This is a genomic window from Peptostreptococcaceae bacterium, from assembly GCA_016649995.1.
Taxonomy (GTDB): Bacteria; Bacillota; Clostridia; order Peptostreptococcales; family BM714; genus BM714.
Genome location: JAENWJ010000056.1, coordinates 1 through 10385, shown reverse-complemented (window position 1 = coordinate 10385; position 10385 = coordinate 1). Strand labels below are relative to the sequence as shown.

At 42.1% G+C, this 10385-nt stretch carries 11 protein-coding genes and 1 pseudogene; all 12 read left to right on the top strand.

Features of this window, described 5'->3' with window-relative positions; all coding sequences use genetic code 11:
- On the top strand, positions 1-2042 hold a 2042-nt coding region (gene pflB / locus JJE29_08095), incomplete at its 5' end, for a formate C-acetyltransferase (GenBank protein MBK5252573.1).
- Positions 2043-2055: 13 nt separating this feature from the next.
- Positions 2056-2793 (top strand): pyruvate formate lyase-activating protein, encoded by a 738-nt coding sequence (pflA, locus tag JJE29_08090; GenBank protein ID MBK5252572.1) that lies wholly within the window; start codon positions 2056-2058, stop codon positions 2791-2793.
- Positions 2766-2852: a heme-binding protein gene (locus JJE29_08085; GenBank protein ID MBK5252571.1), complete on the top strand. Its 87-nt coding sequence runs from the start codon at positions 2766-2768 to the stop codon at positions 2850-2852. The genes pflA and JJE29_08085 overlap by 28 nt, the downstream gene beginning before the upstream one ends.
- Positions 2853-3021: 169 nt before the next feature.
- Positions 3022-3444 (top strand): GNAT family N-acetyltransferase, encoded by a 423-nt coding sequence (locus JJE29_08080; GenBank protein ID MBK5252570.1) that lies wholly within the window; start codon positions 3022-3024, stop codon positions 3442-3444.
- Positions 3445-3627: 183 nt separating this feature from the next.
- Positions 3628-3858, top strand: a complete 231-nt coding sequence (locus JJE29_08075) for a DUF2164 domain-containing protein (protein ID MBK5252569.1) — start codon at positions 3628-3630, stop codon at positions 3856-3858.
- Between the two features lie 210 nt (positions 3859-4068).
- Positions 4069-5259, top strand: a complete 1191-nt coding sequence (locus tag JJE29_08070; GenBank protein MBK5252568.1) for an MFS transporter — start codon at positions 4069-4071, stop codon at positions 5257-5259.
- A gap of 118 nt (positions 5260-5377) precedes the next feature.
- A complete protein-coding gene (locus tag JJE29_08065; GenBank protein ID MBK5252567.1) occupies positions 5378-5563 on the top strand; it encodes a zinc ribbon domain-containing protein in 186 nt (61 codons plus the stop codon).
- A gap of 33 nt (positions 5564-5596) precedes the next feature.
- Positions 5597-6481: an 8-oxoguanine DNA glycosylase gene (locus tag JJE29_08060; protein MBK5252566.1), complete on the top strand. Its 885-nt coding sequence runs from the start codon at positions 5597-5599 to the stop codon at positions 6479-6481.
- 140 nt (positions 6482-6621) lie between these two features.
- Positions 6622-9075 (top strand): annotated as a pseudogene (locus JJE29_08055) (copper-translocating P-type ATPase).
- Between the two features lie 176 nt (positions 9076-9251).
- Positions 9252-9461 carry a heavy-metal-associated domain-containing protein gene (locus JJE29_08050; GenBank protein ID MBK5252565.1) on the top strand — a complete coding sequence of 70 codons (210 nt, stop codon included), beginning with the start codon at positions 9252-9254 and terminating at the stop codon, positions 9459-9461.
- Positions 9462-9572: 111 nt separating this feature from the next.
- On the top strand, positions 9573-9776 hold the full coding sequence (locus tag JJE29_08045) for a 4Fe-4S binding protein (GenBank protein ID MBK5252564.1): 204 nt from the start codon (positions 9573-9575) through the stop codon (positions 9774-9776).
- 156 nt (positions 9777-9932) lie between these two features.
- On the top strand, positions 9933-10385 hold a 453-nt coding region (locus JJE29_08040), incomplete at its 3' end, for a 4Fe-4S ferredoxin (protein MBK5252563.1).

Here is a 10385-nt window from a genome sequence, read left to right as displayed (position 1 = left end):
GTGTTCTGGATATAGATACCGAGCATTTTTCAGGAATCAACAATTTTGGGGCCGGTTATATAGATCGGGAAAACGAAAGTATCGTAGGTCTTCAAACTGATGCGCCGCTCAAGAGAATGGTTAATTTCAACGGCGGGCTAAGAATGGCTGACGAGGCGCTTGCAGACTATGGATATGCATTTAATGAGGAAACACTTTCGCTTTTAAAAAGGGTTCGAAAAACCCATAACGACGGTGTCTTCGACGTATATACTCCGGAGATGAGAAAAGCGAGAAGCGCTGGGCTATTGACGGGATTGCCGGATGCCTATGGAAGAGGAAGGATAATCGGCGACTACAGGCGTATTCCTCTTTACGGGATTGATGTTTTGATTGAGCAAAAAAAACACGATAAAGAAATGCTCGATTTACCTATGATAGAAGAAACGATTCGCCTAAGAGAAGAATTGTCCGAGCAAATACGCGCTTTGGAAGACATTAAGAAGATGGCGATGGCCTATGATATTGATATTTCGTCGCCGGCAGAAACTGCGGGTCAAGCCGTTCAATATCTTTATTTCGGCTATTTGGCGGGGATTAAGGAAAATAATGGAGCGGCGATGTCGCTAGGGAGAACCAGCACTTTCTTGGATGTTTATATCAATAGGGATATTGAAAAGGGTTTATTGACTGAGAAGCAAGCGCAAGAATTGATAGATCAGTTTGTTATCAAATTGCGTATGGCAAGACACCTGAGGACACCCGACTACAACGAACTATTTGCCGGCGACCCTAACTGGATTACGGAATCAATCGGGGGAATGGGAATCGACGGAAGAACCCTTGTTACCAAGACATCCTACAGATTTCTTAATACTTTAGACAACCTAGGCCCGGCACCGGAACCAAATATGACTATTTTGTGGTCGGAAAGGCTGCCTGCGGCATTCAAAACTTATTGCGCGGAGATGTCAATAAAAAGCGCGGCGCTGCAATACGAAAGCGATGAGCTAATGAGACCGGTGTACGGAGACGACTACGGAATAGCGTGCTGCGTTTCCGCAATGACCATAGGTAAGCAGATGCAGTTCTTCGGAGCCAGATGCAACCTTGCAAAATCCCTCCTGTACGCCATAAACGGCGGTATCGACGAGATAAAGGGAGTCAGGATACTTGAGGGTATTGAGCCGATAAAAGATGAACTGCTTGATTTTGAAACGGTAAAAGCGAATTATTTCAAGGTGCTTGAAAAGATTGCAGAGCTCTATGTTAACACGATGAATATAATACATTACATGCATGATAAATACGCTTATGAAGCCGGACAAATGGCCCTTCACGACACGGAAGTAGAGAGACTCATGGCATTCGGAGTAGCAGGACTTTCGGTCGCGGCGGATTCGCTAAGCGCTATAAAATATGCCTCAGTTAGGGCAGTGAGAGAAAACGGAATTGCAGTCGATTTTGAAATAGAAGGCGATTATCCGGCATACGGAAATGACGATGACAGCGTTGATGATTTGGCTGTTGAGATAGTGAAGAAGTTTTCAGACGAGCTTAAAAAGCATGAAACTTATAGGAAGGCTAGGCATACGCTTTCCGTATTGACAATTACGTCTAACGTTGTGTATGGGGAAAAAACAGGTTCTACACCCGACGGAAGAAAGATTGGCGAGCCATTTGCTCCCGGGGCCAATCCAATGCATGGAAGAGACATGAGCGGAAGCTTGGCTTCGCTTAATTCAGTGGCAAAAATTCCTTATAGAAGTGTCTGTGAAGACGGAATTTCCAATACATTCTCGATAGTTCCTGCCGCTTTAGGCAATGAGGAGAAAGACAGAAAATGCAATCTTGCATGGATACTCGACGGCTACTTCAGTCAGGGAGCCCATCACTTGAATGTAAATGTTATGAATAGAGAGATATTGCTTGAGGCTATGGATCATCCTGAAAAATATCCATCCCTGACAATAAGGGTTTCGGGATATGCGGTGCATTTTAATAGACTGACAAGAAAACAGCAGATGGAAGTATTGCAAAGAACATTTCACGAAAGTCTTTAAGGAGGAACCTGCCATGAAAGGAAAAATCCATTCCATAGAAACATTGGGACTGCGCGATGGTCCGGGAGTTCGTTTTGTTGCATTTTTGCAGGGTTGTCGTTTGAGATGTGCCTATTGCCACAACCCGGATACATGGAGTATGGGAGGCGGAACAGAAACGGAAGCGGATGAGCTGCTTAAAAAAGCATTGCGATTCAAGCCCTATTTCGACCGTTCCGGAGGCGGTGTCACATGTTCAGGTGGAGAGCCGCTTATGCAACCGGATTTTTTGATTAATTTCTTAAGGAAATGCAAGGCGGCAGGTATCCATACAGCGGTTGATACTGCAGGCTTCGGCATTGGGCGCTATGCCGAAATTCTAAAGTATACGGATCTTGTAATATTGGATATAAAGCATGTTGACAGCCGGGGATACAAGCAGCTTACTGGAGGCGACATTAACGAATTCCATAGGTTTGCGGATGAAGTCAGAAAATCCGGAAAGAAAGTGTGGCTAAGGCATGTGGTTGTTCCGGGTAAGACAGACAGCTCAGGGCATATGAAAAAACTAGGGAGAATTATAGAAAGCTTTGAAAACGTTGAAAGGATTGAACTATTGCCGTATCACACATTGGGTGTATCCAAGTATGAGGCAATGGGAGTTCGATATCCGTTGGAAGGTGTGTATCCGATGAATACGGAAACAACAAGATCATATGAGAAAGAATTGAATGATAATTTGCAATCGTTGCAAGATATAATCCGCTCATAACGCCTCCATTCATGAGGAGAAACGAAATATTATTAAAAGTAGAAAAGAGTGTCAAATGAAGTCAAGACTAAATCAAAACGGACAGGCATTGCCTGTCCGTTTTGATTTGAACATTATTCCACTAACCCTTTACCAAGGATTAGTGGAAAAATCGTAAATAAACTTGCATAAATATACAACGCAATATATAATAATACGAAATAGTATTTTGAAATCGGAGGAATTCCTATGTTGGCGCTAAAAATCGAACCCGAATATACAATGACAACGAATAAAGCGGAAATGAATATTGACCACATTTGCAAGCTTCTGTGGTCCACGCATTGGGCCAGTGACAGGCCTAAAGCAATAATAGAGAAGTCCGTCGAGAATGCCATGTGTTTTGGAATTTTGTACGATGACTGGCAAATAGGATTTGCTAGAGTAATAACTGATTATGCAACATTTGCTTATATAAGCGATGTGGTTATAGACGACAATTTCCAGGGGAAGGGCTTCGGGAGTTGGCTAATCGAAAGTATTTTGGAACACCCCGATTTGGTTGAAATTCCGCAATGGAGACTTAAAACAACCAATGCGAAGGCTTTTTACAAGAAACTCGGGTTCGAAGATCTCAGCTATGCGTATAAATATGTGGAAATATTAAAATAAAATCAATTGAATTTTTCCCGCGGATGCTGTAGAAAGAAGGCGTCACGCGGGAATTTCATTGCTGAAAACAATCAATTGAATTGCTGCAATGTAAGTAAAATATGATATGTATGATAAATTATACATATAGAGATTTGTAATAAAGGCTTTTCCGTATACATCGCACTAAGGGGGTTGTTGATAATGAAGGAAAGCAGAATTGTTTTAAAGGACGATAAGAAAAAAAACATGATAGGCGACATTAAGAAATTCTTTTTAGAGGAAAGAGATGAAGATTTGGGAGATTTGGGAGCATTGCTGATTCTTGATTTCTTTATAGAAAAGCTTGGACCGGACATATACAACCAAGGGCTTGATGATGCCCATTTATATCTGATCGAGAAGCTCGAGGACATGTACGGACTGCAGATTTAGCGAAGTTTTGGAGCTGTATATGAACGATATCCACACAAAAATGGATTTTGTTGAAAGCTTTTATATGATTTAAGGGTTTATCCACAGGATGCAGTTTTTTCGAGTCATTTACCATGCGCTTCAATTATTATCGACATTAATTAAACGATAGGTGTTCTCAATGCATTATATGATAGAATAAGCACATATTGTTTTTGAAAGGATTAAATAATGGATACTCAATCAAAAAAAGAAAAAGCTGCTGAACCGATTAAAAAAAGATTTCAAAAGCTGGCGGCTTTATCTGCCGGCCATTTCATGAACGATTTTTATGTGGGACTTATTCCACCGATTTCTTTTGTTTTTGCGGAGAGCCTTGGACTTAGCATGACGCAGCAGGGAATGTTGGCTTTTGTCATAACAAGCTTCGGATCCTTTGCTCAACCATTTGTGGGCAGTTTTGTCGACAGGCATGGAAAACCATACCTGCTTATTTTGTCGGTTATTTGGGTCGCGTTTTGGATGAGCATAGCCGGATTAGTGCAGAATTATTATCTGCTTTTAGCTGTGGTTGCTCTTGGAGCTCTAGCTTCGGCTCTTTTCCATCCATTGGGAACATCAACGGTAGTAAAGCTGGGGAGAAAATCAAAAGGGAAGATATTGTCCATATTCATGACCATAGGTGGTCTTTCAGCAGCCGTTGCACCGGCTGTGGCGCTGCCACTCGTTCATAGCTACGGACTTAAAAGTCTTGTTTTTCTCGTAATTCCAGGTATTGCAATTGCCGGTTTTTTGTATTGGTCGGGAATCCAAGAAGTGAAATTGAAGGCCGAAGCACCCCGTAAGACGGAAAAGGTAAAGGGTTCACTGGTTGCGAGTATTAGAAAGCTGCTTGTACTTTGCCTGATATCGGTAAACAAGAATTTTATAAGAAGGGGTCTAACGGCATTTGGCATACAGATTTTGATTATGAAAGGGCTAGAATTAAAGATGGCGGTAGTGCTTCTTTCATTGAATCTTTTCATGGTTCCCGTAGGCACAATGCTTGGAGGCTTCATGAATGATCGCTACGGAAGCAGGACAAGTTTGATGATATTCAATGGATTTGTGGGAGGATTGATGCTGGCGATTATTTTCAGTGATGGTCTTTTGGCAGCAGGGGCATTTATACTTATTGGAGGAGTTCTTAGTGCAAGCAATACTCCTATAGTAATCATTTCTCACGATTTAATGCCGAACCAAACGAGTACAAGCTATGGATGGGTCATGGGATTTGCAGGTGGAATAGGAGCAATGGGGCTTCTTCTGATTGGTAGGATTTCAGACGCTTATGGATTGACTGCGGCTACGCAAATAATGCTTGTACCTGCATTCCTTTTGGTTGCTTTAAGCTACAGATTGTTGAGAACGAAGGAACAATAAGAATACTTTTAAATGTGAAGCCGGCTCCATACATGGGAGTCGGCTTTTTGACGTAAATTATTATTTTGTTGAAAGATACACTGCGGGGGTATAAAATAACTACAAGGAGGTGCATTGTATGCCAATTTATAAATATCGGTGCAAAGTATGCGGACAAACATTTGACAAGATATCTTCAATTTCAGAAAGAAACGAAATGAAAAGTTGTCCGTATTGCGGAAAAACGGAATCTGTAAAACTTGTTTCCGGATTCATATCAAAGAATTCCTCAAATGGAACATGCAGCACTTCATCCGGTGGCTGAGGACTGTTCTAATTCCCGTCGGGAAAAAGTGTAATGAAAGGGTTGAACTATATGCCGTCAGATGAAAAGATAATAAAAAAAGAAATAGTTGACTTCGAGCCGTTTCATATCTTCGAATGTGGACAATGTTTCCGTTGGAACATGGAAGATGACGGAAGTTATACGGGAGTAGCCCATGGGAAAGTTCTTAATGTGCAAAAGGAAGGTAAAACTATAATCTTTCGAAATGTTGACGAAGAGGATTTTTATAATATATGGGAGAACTATTTCGATTTGAAAAGAGACTACTCCATGATTGAAAACAGGCTTTCCGAGCTTGATGAGACTATGAACAAGGCTGTTGCCTTTGGCCATGGGATAAGGATTCTTAATCAGGATCCTTGGGAGACTTTGGTTTCATTCATAATTTCTGCAAACAACGGAATTGGCCGTATAAAAGGCATTGTAGAGGCTTTGAGCGAGAATTATGGAGATGATCTTGGAGTATTCATGGGAAAGAGGCGTTATGGGTTTCCATCAGCGCAGCGATTGGCAATGCTTAAGGCAGAAGATATTCGAGCTTGCGGAGCGGGCTATAGGGATGAATATATTCAAAATGCTGCAAAAGTTATTTCTGGAAAAGGCAAGTGGCTTGAATCCCTTTGCAAAATGGATACGGCAGATGCTAGAGAAAAACTCATCGAACTTAAAGGAATAGGGCCAAAGGTTTCAGACTGCATACTGCTTTTCTCCATGGAAAAGATGGATACCTTTCCGGTAGATGTATGGGTTAAGAGGACGATGGAGTATTTCTATCTCCCTCCAAAAAGTACTCCGGAAGCAATCAATCGTTTTGCTGAAGAATACTTCGGAGATATGAAGGGTTTTGCACAACAGTATCTTTTCTATTATGCCAGAGCAAATAATATAGGGAAATAATTATCTACGCTGAGATTTTTTATTTTTATGAAGCCGCGGCTGTATTGCATGACTCTATAATTGAACTGTAAAGATACTATCAATGAGTATCATTTGCCTATTAGGGTAAATATTAATAAGCATAAAAGTGAGGTGTGCAAATGAAAAAAACATTTAAGATAGAGGGTATGACCTGTTCGGCATGTTCGGCGGCCGTTGAAAGATCCACTAGCAAGCTTGAAGGTGTATCAAAGTCTGAAGTCAACTTGGCAGTAGAGAAGATGACGATTGAGTATGATGAAACAAAGATTGGTCAAAAAGCAATATTTGAAGCGGTTGCTAAAGCGGGTTATAGGGCTTTAGAGGATAAGGAAATAAGGAAAGTTGTCATTCCCGTGGAGGGAATGACATGAGCCTCTTGCGTAGTTGCTGTTGATCGGGCGATCAACAAACTTGCGGGAATCGAGTCTGCAGATGTTAATATTGCGGTTGAGAAGGTGACAATAATGTATGACAGCAAGGTCGTGAGGCTTTCTGAAATAAAAGCGGCCATAAAGAAAGCCGGTTACACTCCGCTCGAGATAGAGCAGGAATCATTTGAACATGACGTAGATCAAGAACGGAAAAACAAAGAAATCAAGACGATGAAAACGAAACTGATTGTTTCGGCAATTTTTACTTTGCCTCTTCTGTATGTATCCATGGGTCATATGATTGGCATGGCTTTGCCGACTGCGGTAAATCCGATGTCTAACCCTATGAATTTTGCGGTAGCGCAACTATTGCTGGTTATACCGGTGATGGCTGCGGGATACAAATTTTACACTGTCGGATTCAGGACTTTATTTAAAGGCAGCCCCAATATGGATTCATTAATAGCGGTTGGTACAAGCGCAGCTTTTCTTTATGGAATTTACGCACTTGTTCGTATTTCAACTGGAGACGCGACGTATGCCTCTCAGCTGTATTTTGAAACGGCTGCAACTATAATAACATTGATTCTGTTTGGAAAGTTTCTTGAAACGCGCTCGAAGGGAAAAGCATCCGAGGCAATCAAGAAGCTTGCAGGTCTTCAGCCGAAACAGGCGACCGTTATGCATGGAAATTCAGAGATTGAGATTCCGATAAACGAAGTAGAGAGCGGAGACCTTATTGTAGTGAAGCCGGGCGAAAAAATACCGGTGGATGGCATTGTTAAAAGTGGTCATTCTTCAGTAGATGAGTCTATGCTGACAGGAGAGAGCCTGCCGGTAGAAAAGAATGTTGGCGACAATGTCATCGGCGCAAGCATAAACAAGAACGGCAGTCTCATATTCGAAGCTGAGAAGGTGGGCAAGGATACGGTATTGTCTCAGATAATCAAGCTTGTTGAGGAGGCCCAGGGGAGCAAGGCTCCCATAGCAAGGCTGGCAGATGTGATTGCAGGCTATTTCGTTCCGGCAGTCATGTCGGCAGCGGTTTTGTCCGGTCTGGCGTGGTATATAGCGGGAGAGGGAGCGGTATTCTCATTGACCATTTTCATCTCCGTACTCGTAATAGCGTGTCCATGTGCTTTGGGGCTTGCTACCCCGACTGCCATTATGGTTGGAACAGGCAAGGGGGCCGATTATGGGGTTCTTATCAAAAGTGGCGGGGCTCTTGAAACTGCGCACAAGATTAATGCAATTGTTTTTGACAAGACCGGTACAATAACGAAGGGCCAACCGGAAGTTACGGATATTCTTGTTTTTAGCGATAGATCGCAAGAAGACATACTTCGGATTGTAGCGTCAGCGGAAAGAGTATCGGAACATCCACTTGGCGATGCTGTAGTCAAGAAGGCTGAATCTTTGGAGTATGAACTCAAGAGGCCGGAAGTCTTTCAATCATATACAGGAAAGGGCATTGAAGCCGAGGTGGAAGGAAAAACTGTGCTAATCGGAAACAGGAAGCTGTTCGATGACAGAGGCATCATGCTTGGAGATTCGATAGAGAATTCACTGGAAAAACTTTCGATGGAAGGGAAGACACCTGTAATATGTTCAATAGATGGTTCTGTAGATGGCGTATTCGGTATAGCTGATGTTATAAAAGAAGATAGCGCAAAAGCCGTCGAGGAACTTTTGGCGTTGGGAATAGAAGTCTACATGATTACCGGCGACAATAGGCAGACGGCTTTGACTATAGCGGACAAGGTTGGAATAAAATCTGTTCTGGCGGAAGTGCTTCCGGGAGACAAGGCAGATGAAATCAGAAAGCTCCAGAGTAAAGGGAAAATAGTTGCAATGGTTGGAGACGGGATAAACGATGCCCCGGCTCTTGCTCAAGCGGATATCGGAATTGCAATTGGCAGCGGTACAGATGTGGCTATGGAATCTGCTGATATCGTTCTTATGCACAGCAAAATTACAGATGTTGTAACTGCAATAAAGCTAAGCAGAAGCACAATTCGTAATATCAAGCAAAATCTGTTTTGGGCTTTCGCATACAATACAGCAGGAATACCCATTGCTGCCGGGTTGCTCCATCTTTTCGGGGGACCGCTTCTTAATCCGATGATTGCTGCAGCGGCCATGTCTATGAGTAGTGTTTCGGTTGTGGGAAATGCGTTACGTCTTCGAAAATTCAAACCATAATCAGACTGGCGAGAATGATCAATTTCAGCGTTGACTGCAAAAACCCATAACAGAGCTTTGTTGACGCCTTGAATTCGCAACAGTCTCATCGCTCTGATGGGATGTCGGAAATGGGTATATAGAAAATATTATGCTGGAAGAAACTAAAGAAAAAAGCAAACGAAAAGGAGAAAAAAATGAACAAGAAAATTATGATTAAAGGAATGATGTGCGAGCATTGCCAAAAGAGAGTGAAGAATGCATTGCTTAAAATCGATGGAGTCGAAAATGTCGTGGTAGATATCGAAGAGGGAAGCGCAAAGCTTAGAATGTTAAGGGAAGTCGGGGATTCCGAATTTCGGTTTGCCATTGAAGATGCCGGATATGAAGTGGTTTCAATGGAATAGATAAGCATATGGTTATAAGAAGGACTTGCGCAGCAGTGGAATGCATGTTATAGTATACCCCATGAGGGTATGTACTTGGGATTGTAGATATATAGGATTGGGAGGGATAAGATGTCAAAAAAAGCAGTAATAAATTCAAAGAAATGCGATCAGTCACCTTTTTGTCCGGTTAAACGGGTTTGTCCGGTGAATGCTGTCACCCAAAAGAAGATAGGGTTTTTTAAAGCTGAAGTGCCGACGGTGGACCATGAAAAATGCACCGGATGTGGAGCGTGCATTAAGGTTTGCCCAATGAATGCAGTTAGAATGGCATAAAAGTAGTTTTCGGTCACCGATAGTTATCGGTGACTTTTTTTGATATTTTTAAGGAGTGCTAAAAGGCATAGTGAGACGCTTTCTGAAAATCCATCCCTTTTAGCATTTGATATGATAATGTATAATAATTATAGTATTTATAGAAAGGGGATTCTCATGAAAAAGGTTGATGAGAGAGACATAATGTTTTCGAGACTTAGTTATGAAAAAGGCGATGCGGTTTATGAAAAATACTACTCGGATCATCCCGATAAAAAAGGCATTGACGATATGCTGCGCTCAAGACCTGGCTATGGAGAACCCGGAACTGTAGAATTCGATGAAATAAAAAGTCCTGTGGGAAATGCCGGCTTTGCGTTTTTGTCAGATATAAAGCATCTTGCCGAGAAGAAAACCGATGTCAAACCCAAAGAATTGGATATAGGGATGATAACGGAAGAAATAAAAAAATGGACCCGCTATTTTGGGGCGGATATTGTGGGAATAACAGAGGTTAGGCCCGAACATTACTACACCCACCGGGGTAGGCCCAAGGAGGTATGGGGTCAAGATGTATCCGATAACGCGACTCATGCCATAGTATTTGGTGTTGAGATGGACAGGGACATG